The organism is Catenuloplanes sp. NPDC051500 (assembly GCF_044454585.1).
In the GTDB taxonomy this organism is placed as follows: domain Bacteria; phylum Actinomycetota; class Actinomycetes; order Mycobacteriales; family Micromonosporaceae; genus Catenuloplanes.
Genome location: NZ_JBITDX010000015.1, coordinates 135,763 through 153,443, shown reverse-complemented (window position 1 = coordinate 153,443; position 17,681 = coordinate 135,763). Strand labels below are relative to the sequence as shown.

15 protein-coding genes and 1 pseudogene are annotated in these 17,681 nt (G+C 70.5%); 7 read left to right on the top strand and 9 right to left on the bottom strand.

Annotation, left to right across the window (positions count from 1 at the left end):
- Position 1 precedes the first annotated feature (1 nt).
- Together ACIA8K_RS27515 and ACIA8K_RS27510 are read right to left on the bottom strand one after the other, a co-directional pair.
- Positions 2–1,150, bottom strand: coding sequence for a 5-(carboxyamino)imidazole ribonucleotide synthase (locus ACIA8K_RS27515; RefSeq protein WP_396064202.1), 1,149 nt, complete (start codon positions 1,148–1,150; stop codon positions 2–4).
- An 8-nt stretch (positions 1,151–1,158) separates the two neighbouring features.
- Positions 1,159–3,153 carry a thioredoxin domain-containing protein gene (locus tag ACIA8K_RS27510; RefSeq protein ID WP_396064200.1) on the bottom strand — a complete coding sequence of 665 codons (1,995 nt, stop codon included), beginning with the start codon at positions 3,151–3,153 and terminating at the stop codon, positions 1,159–1,161.
- Positions 3,154–3,263: 110 nt separating this feature from the next.
- Here ACIA8K_RS27510 and ACIA8K_RS27505 point away from each other — a divergent pair, with 110 nt between their 5' ends.
- Positions 3,264–4,484, top strand: coding sequence for an EAL domain-containing protein (locus tag ACIA8K_RS27505; RefSeq protein WP_396064198.1), 1,221 nt, complete (start codon positions 3,264–3,266; stop codon positions 4,482–4,484).
- Positions 4,485–4,989: 505 nt separating this feature from the next.
- Here the strand turns inward: ACIA8K_RS27505 and ACIA8K_RS27500 are convergent.
- The 3 genes from ACIA8K_RS27500 to mca all read right to left on the bottom strand — a co-directional run bounded on the left by ACIA8K_RS27500 (position 4,990) and on the right by mca (position 9,036).
- The gene (locus ACIA8K_RS27500; protein WP_396064196.1) at positions 4,990–7,539 is read right to left on the bottom strand and encodes a putative bifunctional diguanylate cyclase/phosphodiesterase; all 2,550 of its coding nucleotides are present in this window, start codon (positions 7,537–7,539) and stop codon (positions 4,990–4,992) included.
- 292 nt (positions 7,540–7,831) lie between these two features.
- On the bottom strand, positions 7,832–8,110 hold the full coding sequence (locus ACIA8K_RS27495) for a hypothetical protein (RefSeq protein WP_396064193.1): 279 nt from the start codon (positions 8,108–8,110) through the stop codon (positions 7,832–7,834).
- Positions 8,111–8,154: 44 nt separating this feature from the next.
- The gene (gene mca / locus ACIA8K_RS27490; RefSeq protein WP_396064191.1) at positions 8,155–9,036 is read right to left on the bottom strand and encodes a mycothiol conjugate amidase Mca; all 882 of its coding nucleotides are present in this window, start codon (positions 9,034–9,036) and stop codon (positions 8,155–8,157) included.
- A 116-nt stretch (positions 9,037–9,152) separates the two neighbouring features.
- Here mca and ACIA8K_RS27485 point away from each other — a divergent pair, with 116 nt between their 5' ends.
- On the top strand, positions 9,153–9,587 hold the full coding sequence (locus ACIA8K_RS27485) for a DUF4307 domain-containing protein (RefSeq protein WP_396064189.1): 435 nt from the start codon (positions 9,153–9,155) through the stop codon (positions 9,585–9,587).
- A 118-nt stretch (positions 9,588–9,705) separates the two neighbouring features.
- A complete protein-coding gene (gene greA / locus ACIA8K_RS27480; RefSeq protein WP_396064187.1) occupies positions 9,706–10,212 on the top strand; it encodes a transcription elongation factor GreA in 507 nt (168 codons plus the stop codon).
- Positions 10,213–10,260: 48 nt separating this feature from the next.
- On the opposite strand, the gene ilvA is transcribed toward greA, so the two are convergent.
- From ilvA to ACIA8K_RS27465, 3 genes are all read right to left on the bottom strand, one after another.
- Entirely contained in the window at positions 10,261–11,496 is a 1,236-nt protein-coding gene (ilvA, locus tag ACIA8K_RS27475) for a threonine ammonia-lyase (protein ID WP_396064185.1), read from the bottom strand.
- Between the two features lie 91 nt (positions 11,497–11,587).
- Entirely contained in the window at positions 11,588–12,973 is a 1,386-nt protein-coding gene (locus ACIA8K_RS27470; RefSeq protein WP_396064183.1) for an amidase, read from the bottom strand.
- A gap of 51 nt (positions 12,974–13,024) precedes the next feature.
- Complete coding sequence (locus tag ACIA8K_RS27465; protein WP_396064182.1) at positions 13,025–14,164, bottom strand: cystathionine gamma-synthase; 1,140 nt, start codon at positions 14,162–14,164, stop codon at positions 13,025–13,027.
- 23 nt (positions 14,165–14,187) lie between these two features.
- Here ACIA8K_RS27465 and ACIA8K_RS27460 point away from each other — a divergent pair, with 23 nt between their 5' ends.
- The 4 genes and pseudogenes from ACIA8K_RS27460 to ACIA8K_RS27445 all read left to right on the top strand — a co-directional run bounded on the left by ACIA8K_RS27460 (position 14,188) and on the right by ACIA8K_RS27445 (position 16,442).
- Complete coding sequence (locus ACIA8K_RS27460) at positions 14,188–14,616, top strand: HIT family protein (protein WP_396064180.1); 429 nt, start codon at positions 14,188–14,190, stop codon at positions 14,614–14,616.
- A gap of 71 nt (positions 14,617–14,687) precedes the next feature.
- The gene (msrA, locus tag ACIA8K_RS27455) at positions 14,688–15,380 is read left to right on the top strand and encodes a peptide-methionine (S)-S-oxide reductase MsrA (protein ID WP_396064178.1); all 693 of its coding nucleotides are present in this window, start codon (positions 14,688–14,690) and stop codon (positions 15,378–15,380) included.
- A gap of 72 nt (positions 15,381–15,452) precedes the next feature.
- Entirely contained in the window at positions 15,453–15,776 is a 324-nt protein-coding gene (locus ACIA8K_RS27450; RefSeq protein ID WP_396064176.1) for a hypothetical protein, read from the top strand.
- Positions 15,777–15,786: 10 nt separating this feature from the next.
- Positions 15,787–16,442: pseudogene (locus tag ACIA8K_RS27445) on the top strand (nucleotidyl transferase AbiEii/AbiGii toxin family protein).
- Here ACIA8K_RS27445 and ACIA8K_RS27440 read toward each other — a convergent pair.
- On the bottom strand, positions 16,443–17,249 hold the full coding sequence (locus ACIA8K_RS27440; RefSeq protein ID WP_396064174.1) for a hypothetical protein: 807 nt from the start codon (positions 17,247–17,249) through the stop codon (positions 16,443–16,445).
- Positions 17,250–17,681 lie beyond the last annotated feature (432 nt).

Below are 17,681 nucleotides of genomic sequence, written 5' to 3'. Positions count from 1 at the left end.
GTCACCACTGTCCCTCTCGAAGCCATCTCGCGGCCCGGGCGGCCCGCGCCCGTACCGACGTCATGTCAGTTCCCAGCGCGGTCACGTGCCCGATCTTGCGGCCGGGGCGGACCTGCTTGCCGTACAGGTGGACCTTGATGCCCGGGTCCTCCGCGAACAGGTGGTGCAGCCGCTCGTCGAGGCTCATGTCGCCGGGCTCGCCGCCGAGCAGGTTCGCCATCGCGACCGCGGGCGCGGCCAGCGCGGTCTCGCCGAGCGGATAGTCGAGCACCGCACGCAGATGCTGCTCGAACTGCGACGTGCGCGCGCCCTCGATGGTCCAGTGGCCTGAGTTGTGCGGGCGCATGGCCAGCTCGTTCACAAGCAGGCCATCAGCGGTCTGGAACAGCTCGACCGCAAGCAGCCCGACCACGCCGAGCTGCTGTGCGACGCCGATCGCGAGCTCCTGCGCGGCGACGGCCAGCTCCTCGTCGAGGTCCGGCGCGGGGGCCAGCACCTCCACACAGATGCCGTCCCGCTGCACTGTCTCGACCACCGGGTACGCCCCGACCTGCCCGAACGGCGACCGGGCGACAAGCACGGCAAGCTCCCGGACCAGCCGCACCCGCTCCTCGACGATCAGCGGCGTGCCGGTTGCGACAAGCGCGGCGGCCGCGTCCGCGTCCGCGAGCGGGAAGACGCCACGGCCGTCGTACCCCCCGCGGGTGGCTTTGGCGATCACCGGCCAGCCGGCCTCGTCGCCGAAGTTCACCAGATCATCAAGGCCTTCGACGGTACGCCAGCGCGGCGCCGGAAAGCCCAGCTCGGTCAGCCGCGTCCGCATCAGGAGCTTGTCCTGAGCGAACTGCAGCGCCTCCGCGCCCGGGTGCACCGTGAACCCCTCGGCGGCCAGGGCCTGGATGTACGCGGACGGGACGTGCTCGTGGTCGAACGTGACCACGTCGCACGACTTCGCGAACTCGCGCAACGCGTCCAGGTCGGTGTGCTCACCGATCTGGACGTCCGCGGCGACAAGCGCGGCGCCGTCGTCGGGAGACTGGGCCAGCACTCTCAGTGACTGACCGAGAGCGATAGCGGCCTGGTGGGTCATCCGGGCCAGCTGGCCACCGCCCACCATGCCGACAACGGGCAGACCGGTTCGGGTATCCATCTCGTCGATCAGCGTAGCGTGGCCGCCAGCTCCTCCTCCGAGGTGACCGGGCGGTCGCAGACGAAGCCGCGGCACACATAGGCGGTCGCCGTTCCGCCGATCATCGGCCGGTCCGCGAGCAGCGGCACGCCGGGCTGGTCCGGGCGGCCCGCGACCACCACCGCGCCGGGCGGGGCGAGGCGTCGTGCGGCCGCGACCAGCGGGTCCGTGTCCGGGTTCTCGGTCACGACCGCGATCTCGAACGGGCCGGAGACAAGCGCCTCCGCCGCGGCAAGCGAATTGCCTGTGAAGCGCGGGTGCTTGTCCGCGATCGGCGCGATCGTGCGCAGCGCCGCCTCGGCCGCGTCCCGGTAGCGGGTCTCGCCGGTCAGCGCGGAGTAGGCGATCAACGCGTTCGCCATCGACGACATGCCGGACGGGGTGGCGTTGTCCGTCGGATCCGCCGGGCGGGTGACCAGCTTCTCCGCGTCGTCCGCGGTGTCGAAGAAGCCTCCGGCCCCGTTCCCGAACCGCTCAAGCGCGGTGTCGAGCAGCATTCCGGCCCGCTCCAGCCAGACGCCGTCGCCGGTCAACTGGTGCACGGCGCAGAACGCCTCGGCCACGCAGCCGTAGTCCTCGAGCACGCCGGCCGGGGAGCCCGCCACGCCGTCCCGGGAGACGCGCCGCAGCCGCCCGCCCACCAGGTGCACGGACGCGAGCAGTTCGGCAGCACGCACGGCCAGGTCCGCGGGAACCGCGCGCTCGGCCGCGTCCAGCAGCATGGCGTAGTGCGCGAGCGCGGTCACCGTCATCCCGTTCCAGGCGGCCACGACCTTGTCGTCCACCGCCGGCTGCGGGCGCCCGGCCCGCGCGGTGAGCAGCCGCGTCCGCACGTCCCGCCACCTCGCGACGATCGCCGGGTCCGCGTCGTCGATGTCCCGGGCCAGGCGCAGCACGCTCGTACCGTGCTCGAACGTGCCCTCGGTGGTCACCGCGAAGAGATCGGCGGCCCAGTCGCCGTCCTGCTCGCCGAGCGTCTCGCGCAGCTGGTCCGGCGTCCAGGCGTAGGTCAGCCCCTCCACGCCGTCCGTGTCCGCGTCAAGCGCGGAGGCGAAGCCGCCGGAACCGCCCTCGACAGTGGTCAGGAACTCCACGATCTCGCCCGCCACCCGCCGGGACAGCGGGTCGCCGGTCAGCCGCCACAGCTCCGCGTAGACCCGCAGCAGCAGCGCGTTGTCGTACAACATCTTCTCGAAGTGCGGCACTGTCCAGTGCGCGTCGACCGAGTAGCGCGCGAACCCGCCCGCCAGCTGGTCGTAGATCCCGCCGCGGGCCATCGCCTCGGCGGTGTGCCGAACGATCTCAAGCGACCGCGCGCCGCCCGTCCGCTGCCAGTGCCGCAGCAGGAAGCTCAGATTCATGTGCGGCGGGAACTTCGGCGCGCCCCCGAAGCCGCCGTGCCGCTCGTCGTGCTCCGCCGCCAGCCGGGTCGCGGCCGTGTCGAGCAGCTCCGCGGAGATCGGCGCGGTCGGCCCGCCGGCCAGCTGCGCGCCACCGATCGCGGTGACCACTGCCGCGCCCTGCTTGATCACCTCGTCGCGCTGCTCCGACCAGGCCTTGGTCACCGATCGCAGCAGCCCGGCGAAGGTGGGCCGGGGGTAGTAGGTGCCGCAGAAGAACGGCTCACCCGACGGCGTGGCGAAGACGGTCATCGGCCAGCCGCCCTGCCCGCTCATCGCCTGCGTCGCGGTCATGTACACCGCGTCGACGTCCGGCCGCTCCTCCCGGTCGACCTTGATCGCTACGAACCCCTCGTTGATCAGCGCGGCGATCTCGTCGTTCTCGAACGATTCGTGCGCCATCACGTGACACCAGTGGCAACTCGCGTAACCCACCGAGATCAGCACCGGGACCTCGCGCCGCCGCGCCTCCGCGAACGCCTCCTCGCCCCACGGCCACCAGTCGACCGGGTTGTCCTTGTGCTGAAGCAGGTAGGGCGAGGTGGCATCCGCGAGCCGATTCATACCCCAACCCTTACACACCATCAAAACCCTCCGCGGGTACGCCGGGAGTCCCTGTTTCTCCTTCCCACGGATCTCTCGGACCGGCGTGACAGCTGCCGATAACTGGGGACATGCCCCTCACTCCGCTGCTCGCGCTGCACGGCCAGCCCCCCACGGCCGCCGTCACGGATGCGCTGCAGCAGGTGCTGCAGGTGGTCCGCCGCCGCCTCGGCATGGACGTCGCGTTCATCTCCGAGTTCGTCGGCGACCGGCGCGTCTTCCGCTGGGTCGACGCGGAGGAGCCGATCTCCGGCCTGAGTCCCGGCCTCGGCGACCCGCTTGAGGAGTCCTACTGCCAGCGCGTGGTGGACGGCCGGCTGGCCGGGATCGTGCCGGACACGTCCGAGAACCCGGTCACCCAGGCGCTGGACGTCACCCGGGCGCTGCAGATCGGCAACTACATCGGCACGCCGCTGCGGCTGAGCAGCGGTGAGATCTACGGGACGCTGTGCTGCTTCTCCTCCGCACCGGACCGCACGCTCAACGCCCGCGACCTGGACTACCTCAACGACGTGGCGGAGATCGTCACGGTCACGCTCAGCGCGGCGGATGCGAGCCGGCGCGAGCACGCCCGGATCCGGGACGGCCTGGCCGAGCTGGAGCGCGGCGGCGGCCCGGTGGTGGTGGTCCAGCCGATCGTGGACCTGACAAGCGGCAAACTCGCCGGGGCGGAGGCGCTGAGCCGCTTTCCGACCGGCTCGCCGCTTACCTGGTTCGAGGAGGCGACCCGGGTCGGCGAGGGAATCGCGCTGGAGCGGTCCGCGATCCGCAACGCGCTTGCCGCCAGCCGGGTCACGCCGGGCTTCATGTCGGTGAACCTCTCCCCCACCACGATCCTTGCGCCCGGCACGCTTGAGCTCTTCGCCGGCCTGCCGCTGGACCGGTTCGTGGTCGAGCTGACCGAGCAGGAGAAGATGGACGACCTCACCGACGTGCGCGCCGCGCTCGCGCCACTGCGGGAGCTGGGACTGCGGGTGGCGATCGACGACGTGGGCGCCGGGTACGCCGGCCTGAACCGGGTGGTGCAGCTGCGCCCGGACATCATCAAGCTGGACATCGGCCTGGTCCGCGGCATCGAGGGCGACGAGATCAGGCAGGCGCTGAGCCGGGCGCTGATCTCGTTCGCCCAGGGCAGCGGCTCGAAGGTGATCGCGGAAGGCGTGGAGACGCCGGGCGAGCTGCGCATCCTCCGCGATCTGGGCGCGGATTACGGCCAGGGCTGGATCTTCTCCCGCCCGTGCCCGCCGGATCAGCTCACCGACGGGGACGTCTACGACCTCGACCGCCTGTAGCGGCACGACGAGGGCGGCGAGGCCAAGGCCCCGCCGCCCGATTATTGAGCCTTTTGCAACCTGGTCCAACCCGTGCACGCCCGGCCCGTCGACCTCAGCGTGGCGTTGCCCGCTCGCCAGGTTGAAAAGTGCTCAATTCAGGGATGTGCGGCCCCGTTGGTCGTTGTTACGACCACTCGCTGCCGTTGTGCTGGGACAGAACCTTGCGCACCATGACGGCCCCCTCGATCTCGAACGTTTGTTCTATTCTACGGTCGCCGTACGACATTTTCCGGCGGCCGTGGCGGACGGACCGGGCCCTGTCCGGGCGGTCGCGCGCACCGCCCGGCACCTCGTCCCGATCACTTCGAATGGTGACTCATCACGGCAAGCCACCAGAGACAGTCACCTGTCCACGAAAGGCCGATAAATCCGGCTAACCTGCGATGTCTCTGCCTCAACTGTGCGGTAAGCAATCACCGCGGGCAATGCATTTATCGAGTCAGGAAGCGTCGTCCGCGCCCGGTCAGGAAGCGTCGTCAGCCGCGCGCAGCGGGACCACTGTGGCGCGCGCCGCGGAGTCGCGAAGCGTCCGCAGCAGCATGATGATCTTGTCGCGCCGGACCGGCCTGCAGAAGTGGTAGCCCTGACCGGAGTCGCAGCCGAGGCTGACAAGCGCGGCCCGCTGATCCGCCGTCTCCACACCCTCCGCGACCACCCGCGCGTTGAGGCGGCGCCCGAGTTCGACAGTGGCGCGGATGACCGCTGTGGCGCGCGCGGAGTCGGCCATGTCCCGGACGAACGAGCGGTCCACCTTCAGCTCGTCGACCGGGATGCGGGTGACGAAGCTCAGCGACGAGAAGCCGGTGCCGAAGTCGTCGAGCGAGAGCTGCACGCCCAGGTCGCGCAGGCCGTCGATCACCTCGTCGACCACGTCGGTGCGGCTCATCGCCACGGTTTCGGTGATCTCCAGGACCAGCAGGTGCGCGGGCACGTGGTGGCGGCGAAGCAGCGCGCCGACCTCGCCGGGCAGGCGCGGGTCGAGCAGGTTGCGGGCGGACAGGTTCACCGAGATCGGCACGTCCAGGCCCTGCACGCGCCACTCGCCGGCCGTGGACAGCGCCTGGTCGAGCACATATCCGGTGAAGCGGGCCAGCAGCTCGCTCTCCTCCACCGCCCGGACGAAGTCGACAGGCGTGAGCAGGCCGCGGCGCGGGTGCTCCCAGCGGATCAGCGCCTCCACGCCGGTCGGCGCGCCGGTCGCCAGGTCCACGGCCGGCTGCAGGTCAAGCACCAGCTGGTCGTCGGCGACGAGCGCGGTACGCATCTCGGCCAGCAGCGACAGGTGGTCGACGGTGGTGGAGTCGGCGGCGCCGTCGTACGCGGCGATCCGGATGTTCGCGGACTTCGCCCGGTACATCGCGTGCTCCGCCTGGCGCACCCGCTCGGCCATGTCCGCCGCGGCGGCCGGACTCACCGCGACACCGACCGTGACCTCTACGGACATCGGCACGTCACAGACGTCGAGCGGCTCGGACAGGCGCTGCGCGATCTGCCGGGCGCGGCGCAGGATCGGCGGCTCGGCCGGGGCCGGCGGCGCCTCCTGCGGCCTCTCGGGCGCGACCGCGATCATCGGCCGGGGAGGCGGCGTCGCCCGGGACGCGCGCGGCCCGTCCGCCGCGGTCAGCAGCAGTGCGAACGCGTCGCCGTCCAGCCGGGCCAGCAGCTCGCCGGGCCGGGCCAGCGCCAGCAGCCGCTCGGCCAGGCCACGCAGCAGCACGTCACCGGCCGCGTGGCCCATCGCCTCGTTTACCCGCTTGAGCCGGTCCACGTCGAACAGCAGCAGCGCGGCGGGCGCGTCCCGGTCCAGCTCGCCGAGCGCCTGGTCGCCCTCGGCCAGCAGCGCCACCCGGTTGGTCAGCTCGGTGAGCGGATCGTGGGCGGCCTGGTAGACCGCCTGTTCGGTGAGATCGTGAACCTGCCCGCTGATCGCCGCGTTACCAAGAGCGAGGGCGAGTGCGTCACCGTACGCGGAGAGCACTGCCTCGTTCCGGAAGGCAGCCCCGGTGGACGCCGGGAAGTGCACGCGGATCTCGCCGAGGTCGCGCTCGGCGGCGATAAGCGAGCGCGCGAACAGCACACTGTCGGGATCGGAGGGTTCGGTGACCGGAGGAGCGGCGACCACCAGGCCGTTGCGGTCCGCCGTGTACCGGTTCGTACCGCCGGCCGTGACCACGTCCACCTCGACCCGCTCCGCGCCGAACAGGTCAAGCGCGCCCTCCGCGCCCGCGGTCGCCACGGCCTGCTGGTCCGGCCCGTCAAGTGCACCGGTCGCCGCCGCGAACGTGATCCAGGTCCGCTTGTTCTCCTCGTCGCGCAGCCGGTGGCCGTACGCGTTGTGGACGAACCAGAGCGTCGGCAGGATGAAGACCAGCCAGCGCGCATCCACCTCGATCACCGCGATGGACGCGAGGCCGACAAGCACGTTTCCCGCGAAGAGCGGCAGCTTGACGCGCAGCGCGGGCCAGCTGAGCACCGCGATCGGCAGCTCGTGCCGCAGCGCGAGCGTGATCACGGCCAGGCCCACCGAGACCACGAGGTACGCCAGCGCGGCGGCGGTGAGCTGCAGCGCACCGGCGAAGGTCAGCGCAGTGCCCGGCGTGAGCCCGATCGCCAGCGCCAGCACGGAGGCCGCGGTCGCGCCGGCCACCAGGGACGATCCGGCGTGCACGGCCTCGGCGGTCGCACGGTGCACCCGGCCGGCGGAGAGGACGGTCCAGGCCAGTACCGCACCGGCCGCGGTGGCCGCGGGCAGCCACTGGGCGGGCAGCAGGTGCAGGCCGACGAGCAGCGCGGCCTCGCCCCAGGTGACGCTTACCGAGCCGGTGGCGACCTGGACCCGGACCCGGGCCAGCTGTCCACAGGCGACCAGGCCAGCCACGACGATCCAGCGGAGCCAGGTGGGCAGGCCGTCCGCCGTGGACGGACCGGAGACCGGCAGCAAGAGGCCGACAAGCGCCGACGTCAGCGCGACGGCGAGGACCGAGGCGTGCAGGGTGCGGACCGCGCGCGTCATCCCGGGCCGCCCGAGTCCCCGAAAAACCCCGAGCCGTTGAACCCAGAGCCGTTGAACCCAGAGCCGTTGAACCCAGAGCTGCTGAACCCCGAGCCAATAAGCACAGTGGAGACACCGCCGGCAGCCGGACGATCACTCATCGTAGGCATCGGCGACCGCCCCTTTCCGCGCAGGGTCCAGGGGTAATTACACCCCCCGGCGGAAGGCTAGGCCAATCGTGCAGCGCGCAACAGGGGTTGACGGCCCTGCCTCAGTGCCGGTCCAGCCACAATGGCTGGTCAGCGGCGGACGCTCAATTCTTGGGAGCGCTCCCGCTCTCTTCCTTCGCCGTGGCGTCGCCCTCAGACTCTGTCGGATCAAGGACTTTCCGCTCGCCATCAGACTCTTCGGACTTCGGCGCGGTGGGCGGATCGAACGATTCCGGCAGCCGGCGCAGGCGCTTGTTCATGCTCCGGATCAGGAACACCGTCGCGATCGCCAGCAGCACGATGACGAGCGCTCCCATCGGGCCGGTCAGACCGCCCGTACGCGTGTCACCGAAGTTGTTCTGCGCCAGCACGTCCAAGCCCATCGCGCCACCTCCTCGTTCTTCCCGCCCACCGTACGCCCGCCCGATCAGCGCGCGGTCACCGAGTCTCGGATCCCCGCGAACAGGTCCGTCTCCGGCACCTGGCTGTCGACCAGCGACCTGGCCAGCTCGAAGTCCTCGGTCGGCCACACCTTCAGCTGCAGTTCCATCGGCACGTGGAACCAGAAGCCGTCCGGGTCGACCTGGGTGGCGTGTGCCCGCAGCGCGTCGTCCCGCACGGTGAAGTACTCACCGCACTCCACCCGCGTGGTGATCTTTTCGCCCCGGTCCCGGCTGGCGTCCCAGCGGGCGATCCATTCCTCGTACGGCGACTTCAGGCCCGCCGCAAGCATCGCCTCGTGCAGCGCCAGCACCCGGTCCTTGGAGAAACCGGAGTTGTAGTACAGCTTCAGCGGCTGCCACACCTCGCCGGCCTGCGGGAACCGGTCCGGGTCGCCGGCCGCGTCGAAGGCCGCCACCGCCACCTTGTGGGTCATGATGTGGTCCGGGTGCGGATATCCGCCGTTCTCGTCGTATGTGGTGATCACGTGCGGACGGAACTCGCGGATCAGCTTGACCAGCGGCTCCGCGGCCACCTCCGGGTCCATCAGGCCGAAACAGCCCTCCGGGAGCGGGGGCAGCGGGTCGCCCTCCGGAAGACCGGAGTCGACGAACCCGAGCCAGGCCTGGTCGACGCCGAGGATCTCCCGCGCCGTGTCCATCTCCTTACGGCGGATGTTCGCGATGTCGGCCCAGATCTCCGGCCGGTCCAGCTTCGGGTTCAGCACGCTGCCGCGCTCCCCGCCCGTACAGGTGACCACCAGCACGGAGACGCCTTCCGCGACGTACTTCGCGCTCGACGCGGCGCCCTTGCTCGACTCGTCGTCGGGGTGGGCGTGCACCGCCATGAGACGCAACTGCTCGGACAACGCTGACTCTCCCTCGTGACCTGCCGGTTCGTTCCTTCCCACCTGCTGCGAGAATGAACCGGACTCATTCTGGCCGACCGGCCTCCGACGTACCCAACCGCAGGAGTGTGGCTCCGGTGACCGAGACGCCCGCGACAACGCCCGCGGCGACCCCGGTGTTCCCCCCGGGTCGTTACGGCCGCCGACGCGAGCAGCGCAGACGCCGCCCGTGGGTGGTCGCGCTCGCGGTCGCGGTGGTGCTGGCAGCCGGTGTCATGATCGCTTACTCCGAGTGGCAGAAGTACGGCGACCCGGCCTATGACGCCCAGGTGATCAGCTATACGGACATCTCCGACATCGGGATCGTCGTGCACTTCCGGGTGAACGTGCCGGAGAACGGCGGCGCCACCTGCGCGGTCCGTGCCCGCAACCGGGCCGGCGCCACGGTCGGGTCCGCGGAGGTCCCGGTGAGCGGCATCCCGGGCGGCGATCCGGTAACCGTCGATCACCGCCTGGTCACCACCGAACGGCCCTTCATCGGCGAGGTTCTGCGCTGCCGCGCTAACTCCTGAGCGCCCACGCCATCACTGCCGGTAAAACTCGGTAGTGAAATGGGTTGGGCACCGCTGGTAAGTTGGTAGTTCAACCCTGTTCGCCGTAAGCCGTTTCTGTTCGTCGAAAGTACTGCTCATGCCGGTAAATCAAAGGAGATCGTCTGTGTCCACGACCTGGCTTTCCCAGGACGCGTACGACCGGCTGCAGGCCGAGCTCGACCAGCTGATCGCGGCGCGCCCCGTCATCGCAGCGGAGATCAACGCGCGGCGGGAGGAGGGTGACCTGCGGGAGAACGGCGGTTACCACGCCGCCCGCGAGGAGCAGGCCAAGCAGGAGCACCGCATCCTGTACCTGAAGGAGCTGCTCCGCGACGCCGCGGTCGGTGACGCGCCGACCGCCGACAAGGTCGCCCCCGGCATGGTCGTCACCATCTACTTCGACGACGACAAGGACGACACCGAGACGTTCCTGCTCGGTTCGCGCGAGATCTCCGCGACGACGGACTACACCGTCTACAGCCCGGAGTCCGCGATTGGCAAGTCGATCCTCGGCGCCTCCGGCGGCCAGACCTGCACCTACACGGCCCCGAGCGGCGCCGACATAAAGGTCACTGTCGTAAAATTCGAGCCCTTCTCCGGTTAGCCGCCGTTTCCGCAGGCGGCTGACCTCCGCCTGCGGAAAATCACCACCTCAACCACGCGGGGGTACGCCGGCCGGCGCGAGCCGCACCGAATAACCCGCCCCGCGCAGCGTGCTGAGCAGCACCTCGCTGTGGTCGGCACCGCGCGTCTCGACCGAGAGCGCCACCTCGACCTCGCCGATCCGCAGCAGCGGATTGTGCCGCAGGTGCTCGACGTCCACGACGTTCGCCTGCAGCTCGGCGATCCTGGTCAGCAGCGTGGCCAGCTGCCCCGGCCGGTCGCCGCAGCGCACCGCGAAGCGCAGGTACCGCCCGGCCGCGGCCAGGCCGTGCTCGATCAGCCGGACCAGCAGCAGCGGGTCGATGTTCCCGCCGGACAGCACGGCCACCACCGGGCCGTCGACCTCGATCGCGCCGGCCAGCAGCGCGGCCACCCCGACCGCCCCGGCCGGCTCCACCACCAGCTTGCCGCGCTCGAGCAACGTCACAAGCGCCCGGGAGATGTCCTCGTCGGACACCGTGACCACGTCGTCGACCAGCTCGGACACGTGCTGGAACGTCACGTCACCGGGGCAGCCGACCGCGATGCCGTCCGCGATCGTGCCGAAGCCGGTAAGCCGCACCGGCGCGCCCGCGGCCAGGGACGGCGGGAACGCGGCCGCGCCGGACGCCTGCACACCGATCACCCGCACGTCCGGGCGCAGCGCCTTCACGGCGACGGCCAGGCCGGAGACCAGGCCGCCGCCGCCCACGCCGGTGACGATGGTGCGGACCTCCGGGCACTGCTCCAGGATCTCAAGCGCCACCGTGCCCTGCCCGGCGATCACGTCCGGGTGGTCGAACGGGTGGATGAACATCGCACCGGTCCGGTCCGCGAACTCGCGCGCGGCCACGAGCGCCTCGTCCACGGTGTCGCCACGGAACTCGACGGCGGCGCCGTACCCCCGGGTGGCCGCGACCTTCGGCAGTGGCGCGCCGACCGGCATGAACACGGTCGACGAGATGCCGAGCAGGCCGGCCGCGAGCGCGACGCCCTGCGCGTGGTTCCCGGCGCTGGCCGCGACCACACCGCGGGCCCGCTCCGGCGCGGAGAGGCGGGAGATGCGCACGTACGCGCCGCGGACCTTGTAGGACCCGGCCCGCTGCAGGTTCTCGCACTTGAGCCAGACCGGCACGCCGAGCAGCGCGGAGAGCGGGCGGGACGGTTCCAGCGGCGTCGTGCGGACCACCCCGGCGATCAGCTTCCGGGCCGCCTCGACGTCAGGCAGCGAGACGAGATCACCCATCCCCCGATCGTCGCACCCGGGGAGGCGGTGGCAAGCCCGGGGTATCGCGGCCGGTGCGAGGCACGAGCCCGTCATACCTATGACACAGGCTCTACCGCAGCGCCGGGAAGACCGTGGGGGCGTGCCGCTGCCAGGGCGCCGCCATCTCGAACTGACCGGCCACTGCAAGCAACGTCGTCTCCGCGCCGGGCGGGCCGACCAGCTGCACTGCGAGCGGCAGGCCGTCCGGGCGCACGCCGACCGGCACCACGAGCGCGGGCAGGCCGGCCAGGTTCCACGGTGCGGCGAACGGGGCGTACCGCATGCAGGCCAGCATGTTCGCCGACCAGGACTTCGTCGCCCAGCCGTCGGCCACCGGCGGGGTGGCGGCCAGCGCCGGCGTGATGAGCAGGTCGAATCCGTTGTCGGCGAAGAACGCGATCGAACGGTCGCGCCAGTCCTCCCGGTCGCGCTCCCGGACGTACCCCCGCTGGATTGTGATCTTGCCGAGTCGTGCGTGGCGGCGGGTGCGGCGCTGCAACGACGCGACCGGCAGGCCCTCCTGCTCGACCTTCTCCCAGGCGGCGCCGAGCCAGGTGGCGATGCCCCGGACGCCGAGCGAGACCGGGTACGCCGGATCGCGCGCGACAGCGGTGTGCCCGGCGGCCAGCAGCAGGCGGGACGCGGCGGCGACCGCATCACGGTTCGGCGCGTCGACGCGGATGCCGGGCGCGGGCGAGCGGGTGGAGACAGCGATCTTCAGCTGGGACGGCTCGGTCAGCTTCGCCGAGTCGCGGCCGGCCAGCACCGCGAACCCGATCGCCGCGTCCGCCACGGTGGTGGCCAGCACGCCGTGCTCGGTCATCCCGAAGAAGGAGTCCGCGACCGGCGGCGGGGGCACCACGCCCCGGCCCGGCTTCAGGCCCACAAGCCCGCAGCACGCGGCCGGGATGCGGATCGAGCCGAACCCGTCGTTGCCGTGCGCGATCGGCACCAGACCTGCCGCGACCGCCGCGGCGGCGCCACCCGAGGAGCCGCCCGGCGTGCGGGTCAGGTCCCACGGGTTGCGCGTCGGCACCTCGTCGCAGTCGGTCGTCGCCCACATGCCCAGCTCCGGCATGCGGGAGGTGGCGACCACGACCGCGCCCGCGCCGCGGAGCCGGCGGACCACCTCGTGGTCCTCCTCCGCGATCGGGCCGCGGGCCGCCGCCGAGCCGTTCCAGGTGGGCAGGCCCGCGATCGCGGTGTTCTCCTTCACCGCGACCGGCACGCCGGCCAGCGGGAGACGGGTGAGGTCCTGCTGCTCGTCGACCTTCTCCGCCTCGGTCGCGGCCTCGCCGCCGCGGACGATGCGGAGCGCGCCGAGCAGTGGGTCACGGGAGGCGATGTGCTCGAGGTGGTCGGCGACGACCTGCGTGGCGGACGTGTCTCCACGGCGCACTCCCCGGGCGATCTGCTTCGCCGTGGCACCCACCCAGTTGGGCACCGGCTCCGTCATGACCCCTCCGCCTGTGTATGGGGCCCTCCGGTCAGAGGGCCCCGAGATAGATCAGCGCAACGCCTGGTCGAGATCCGCGATGAGATCATCGACGGTTTCGATGCCGACCGACAGTCGCACGAGATCGGCGGGAACTTCAAGCGGCGATCCGGCTGTGCTCGCGTGGGTCATCCGGCCGGGGTGCTCGATCAGCGACTCCACGCCACCGAGCGACTCGGCGAGAATGAACAGCTTGGTGCTGTTGCAGATGCGCTCCGCCGCCTCCGGCCCGCCGGCCGCGCGGAACGAGATCATGCCGCCGAACCGGCGCATCTGCTTCGCCGCCACGTCCCGGCCCGGGTGCGAGTCCAGCCCCGGGTAGATGACCTGGGAGACGGTGGACTGCCGGGTCAGGTACTCGGCGATCTTCTCCGCGTTGTCGCAGTGCCGGTCCATCCGTACGCCGAGCGTCCGGATGCCGCGCATGGTCAGCCACGCGTCGAACGGGCCGTTGATCGCGCCCATCGCGTTCTGATGGAAGCCGATCTGGTCGGCCAGCTCCGGGTCGGTGACCACGAGCGCGCCGCCGACCACGTCGGAGTGCCCGCCGAGGTACTTCGTGGTCGAGTGGACCACCACGTCCGCGCCGAGCGCCAGCGGCTGCTGCAGGTACGGCGAGGCGAACGTGTTGTCCACCACAAGCAGCGCCTCCCGCTCGTGCGCGACGCCCGCGAGCGTGGCGATGTCCGCGATGGACAGCAGCGGGTTCGTCGGCGTCTCCACCCAGATCATCCGGGTGTGCGGCGACATCGCGGCGCGGACCACGTCCACATCGGTGATGTCCACGGCGGACCAGCTCACCCCCCACCGCTCCGCGACCTTGGCGAACAGGCGGAACGTGCCGCCGTACGCGTCATCCGGGATGATCACGTGGTCACCGGGCTGGAGCACCGCGCGGAGCAGCGTGTCCTCCGCCGCGAGCCCGCTTGCGAACGCGAACGCCCGGCGCCCGCCCTCGATCGCGGCCAGGCACTCCTGCAGCGCGTCGCGGGTCGGATTACCGGACCGGGAGTACTCGTAACCCAGCCGTGGAGCGCCGACCGCATCCTGTGCATACGTGCTGGTCTGGAAGATCGGGGGCACCACCGCACCGGTGCGTGCCTCCGGGTCCTGGCCCGCGTGGATCGCGAGCGTTTCGAAGCCGTGCGTCATGCGGCTAACGCTAGTCTGCCGGGGTGGCGGACTGTGTCTTCTGTGCGATCGTGGCGGGCACCACGCCCGCGTTCGTGGTGACCGACACACCCGCCGGGGTCGCGTTCCTGGACACCCGGCCGGTGTTCAAGGGTCATGTGCTGGTCGTGCCGCGGGCGCACGTACCCACGCTGACTGATCTTGATCTTGATGCTGTGGGGCCGTTCTTCACGCTTGTGCGGCGGCTGGCGGCCGCGGTCGAGACCGGACTGGGCGCCGGCGGCACGTTCGTGGCGATGAACAACCGGGTCTCCCAGTCGGTGCCGCACCTGCACGCGCACGTGGTGCCGCGCACCAAGGGCGACGGCCTGCGGGGCTTCTTCTGGCCCCGCACCCGCTACTCCTCCGACGACGAGGCCCGCACCTTCACCTCACAGATCACAAACGCCCTCGAGGGTACGGATATGTCGTGACAAATCGCCCGGGGTAAGGATCGTGCGCCCGCCGGTGTTGGATGCTTGTGGAAGCACGAGAGGAGCTCACCGTGTTCTTGCGGTTCAAGAAGCTGGACCTGGTCACCGAGGCGCAGGCGATCCCCGGCCGGTCGGTGTCGATGCCGGTGGCCGACCGCCACACCGTCCTGGGCACCTCGCTCACCGGACCCTGGCCGGACGGCGCCGAAGTAGCGGTCTTCGGCATGGGCTGTTTCTGGGGCGCCGAGCGCATCTTCTGGCGACTCCCCGGCGTCATCTCGACGTCCGCGGGCTACGCCGGAGGCTTCACCGAAAACCCCACGTACGAGGAGGTCTGCTCCGGGCAGACCGGCCACACCGAGGTCGTCCAGGTCGTCTACGACCCCGCGAAGATCGCCTTCGAGACCATCCTGAAGGCCTTCTGGGAGAACCACGACCCGACCCAGGGCATGCGCCAGGGCAACGACGTCGGCACCCAGTACCGCTCCGCCATCTACACCACCACCGACGCGCAGCGGGCGACCGCCGAGGCGTCCCGCGAGGCCTTCGCCCCGGTCGTCTCCCAGGCCGGCCTCGGCACCATCACCACGGAGATCGGGCCGCTCAAGCACTACTACTTCGCCGAGGACTACCACCAGCAGTACCTCTCGGACGCCAAGAACCCGAACGGCTACTGCAACCACGGCCCCAACGGCCTGAGCTGCCCCATCGGCATCGGCAACATGCCCGCCCAGACCTCCATCGAGGCCCCGGGCACCCGCTGACCCGCCGAAGTGCCATTGCGGCCGTCGCCATCTCGGCGGCGGCCGTATCCTTGGGCGGGAGGGGGTGGATGCATGCGCCGCTACGCCAAGCCGATCGTGACTGCCGACAGCCTGGACGAGCTGCATGGACCGTCCGCCGGCTCGATCAGCCTTCCGATTCACCTCGACTGGTCCGGTTCCCCGGAATATGACCTAGACGATCCGGCGCGGCAGGTCGACTACTACCGCACAGTCTTGATCGAGGCGACCAAGCCGTCCGACCTTCATACGTACCTCGATAGAGCGACATTGATCCGGCTTTGGCCGTCACTCTGGCTGCCACCGGAGCTGCGCAGCACCTGGGAGCAGCAGTTTCCAGAATTGCCCCGGTCGGACGGCACTCGCGCCGCTGCGTAGCATCCGGCTCATGGATCCCCGGCATCGGCGTCTCGCCGAGATCGCGCTCGCTGCCGCGGGCGAAGAACACGGGCTCGCGCTGGCCGGCGGCTATGCGGTACAGGCACACGGCATGGGGGAACGCCCCAGCGCCGACGTCGACCTCTTTACCGACTGGCAGCGACGTGCCGACTTTCCGGGCGCGGTGGATCTCGTCGTCGAGTCGCTGCGGCGTGCGGGATTCACCGTGACCATCGACATACGGGCAGAAACTTTCGCACGTCTTCTCGTCGCGCACGCCGACGATTCCGGCGACCGGTTCGACAAGGTGGAAATAGCGGCGGACTGGCGCTCCCATCCGCCCGTGCGGCTGGATGTCGGATCGGTACTGCATCCGGACGACGCCGTCGCCAACAAAATGGCCGCGCTCTACGGACGGGGGCAGTCGCACGCGATTTTCTCGATGTCTACGCGATCCTGGACAGCGGTCGCTACACCCGCGAGCGGCTACTGGCCCTGGCCGAGAACGCCGATTCCGGCTTCGACCGGGCGATATTCGCCCAAGCGCTTGGCGTAGCCGATCACATCAGCGCGAAGACCTTCGCGGCCTACGGGGTAAGTGAGCAGGTCATCGCGCTGGTGCGCTCGGTGTTCGCCAGTTGGCGGCGGGAGTTGGCGAACCGGTGATCAGCCGGCCGGGGAGTCGGGGCTCTGGCCGCCGAGGAAGCGGACGCGGAGGCCCAGGCGGTGGCCGGAGTTGATGATGTCCTCGCGGCGGGAGAGGCCGAGGACGTAGACGCCGAGGTCGAGGACGACCTCGTCGCCGTTGATCTCGACGGGGGTGACGCGGGCATTGACCTCACCGGCGATGCGGGAGGCCTCGCGGAGCAGGTCGCGGACCGCGGGCGGGGCGTCGGGGAAGGCAAGCTCCTCCTGGGCGGACTGCTCGGGCGTGACCGAGTCGGGGACGGCCTGGGCCGCGGTGCCGCTGCCCGACTGCAACTGCTTGATGAGCACTGCCACCTGCTGCTCGAGCAGCTCGATCCGAGCCTGCCGCGGGTCCGTCTCGTCGATCTTCTCGACCGGGGACTGGGCACGCTGGGTCAGACCGAAAACCTTCCACAGCTGGTTGCGGCCGTCCGACTTGTTGCGGGTGGCAAGGATGTGTGCGGCGAGCGCACGCTGCTGCTCGCGTGTCTTCCACGGGAGCAGGCTGGTGCTGTCGTACATGTACGTGTTGATCACCGAGGTGTCGAACGGCAGCATGGGCGTCTGGTCGTCGCGAATTAGGCAGATCGGGCGGTCCAGCGCGATCCGGATGCCGAGTTCGAGCATGACGTTCGCGTTGAGCGTGGACATGTCGCAGAGCACCAGGTCCGCGTCCTCCAGATTTCGCACGATGTCGGACAAGATCAGCGTAGAGCCGGACGCGGCCGGCGGGATCGCCTCGTAACCGGCCTCCTTCAGCGCCGGCATGATGAGGTACTCCAGCATGTGCCCGAAATGGTCGGCGTCACCTCCGTAGGCGGCTACGCGCTCTGCGGGAGTGCTGATGGGCATCGCGACGAAGCACTTCCGGTCAGGCGTCGGCAAACCGGCCTCCAGGGCGGAAACGGTACGAAGTCCCTGTCACGGTATCGACCTCGTGCCACGGCGGCATCCCTCATGTGGACCATGCGTTCCGCCTCCCGGGCGTACCCACGAGGTATTGATCTTGATGATCTGAACCCGCCGTTGAGCACGGTCGCCGGGCGTGTACTACGGTAGGCGCGATCAGCTCGGTGACAAGGGACGGTGTGGCGATGTCGGACTTTTCCCCCGTCCTGCGCACCTGTCTCTCGTGCCACGGCACCGGGGACCGCAACCGCCTCCCGTGCATGGCCTGCAAGGGTTCCGGGTTGGTGTGGTGTGAGGCCCCCGAGGAAG

Coding starts and splice junctions, on each gene's coding strand:
- ACIA8K_RS27440 (WP_396064174.1), bottom strand. CDS start 17,249: ATGCTGGAGTACCTCATCATGCCGGCGCTGAAGGAGGCCGGTTACGAG.
- ACIA8K_RS27505 (WP_396064198.1), top strand. CDS start 3,264: ATGCCCCTCACTCCGCTGCTCGCGCTGCACGGCCAGCCCCCCACGGCC.
- ilvA (WP_396064185.1), bottom strand. CDS start 11,496: ATGGGTGATCTCGTCTCGCTGCCTGACGTCGAGGCGGCCCGGAAGCTG.
- ACIA8K_RS27450 (WP_396064176.1), top strand. CDS start 15,453: ATGCGCCGCTACGCCAAGCCGATCGTGACTGCCGACAGCCTGGACGAG.
- greA (WP_396064187.1), top strand. CDS start 9,706: ATGCCGGTAAATCAAAGGAGATCGTCTGTGTCCACGACCTGGCTTTCC.
- ACIA8K_RS27500 (WP_396064196.1), bottom strand. CDS start 7,539: ATGACGCGCGCGGTCCGCACCCTGCACGCCTCGGTCCTCGCCGTCGCG.
- ACIA8K_RS27510 (WP_396064200.1), bottom strand. CDS start 3,153: ATGAATCGGCTCGCGGATGCCACCTCGCCCTACCTGCTTCAGCACAAG.
- ACIA8K_RS27495 (WP_396064193.1), bottom strand. CDS start 8,110: ATGGGCTTGGACGTGCTGGCGCAGAACAACTTCGGTGACACGCGTACG.
- ACIA8K_RS27465 (WP_396064182.1), bottom strand. CDS start 14,164: ATGACGCACGGCTTCGAAACGCTCGCGATCCACGCGGGCCAGGACCCG.
- ACIA8K_RS27470 (WP_396064183.1), bottom strand. CDS start 12,973: ATGACGGAGCCGGTGCCCAACTGGGTGGGTGCCACGGCGAAGCAGATC.
- ACIA8K_RS27515 (WP_396064202.1), bottom strand. CDS start 1,150: ATGGATACCCGAACCGGTCTGCCCGTTGTCGGCATGGTGGGCGGTGGC.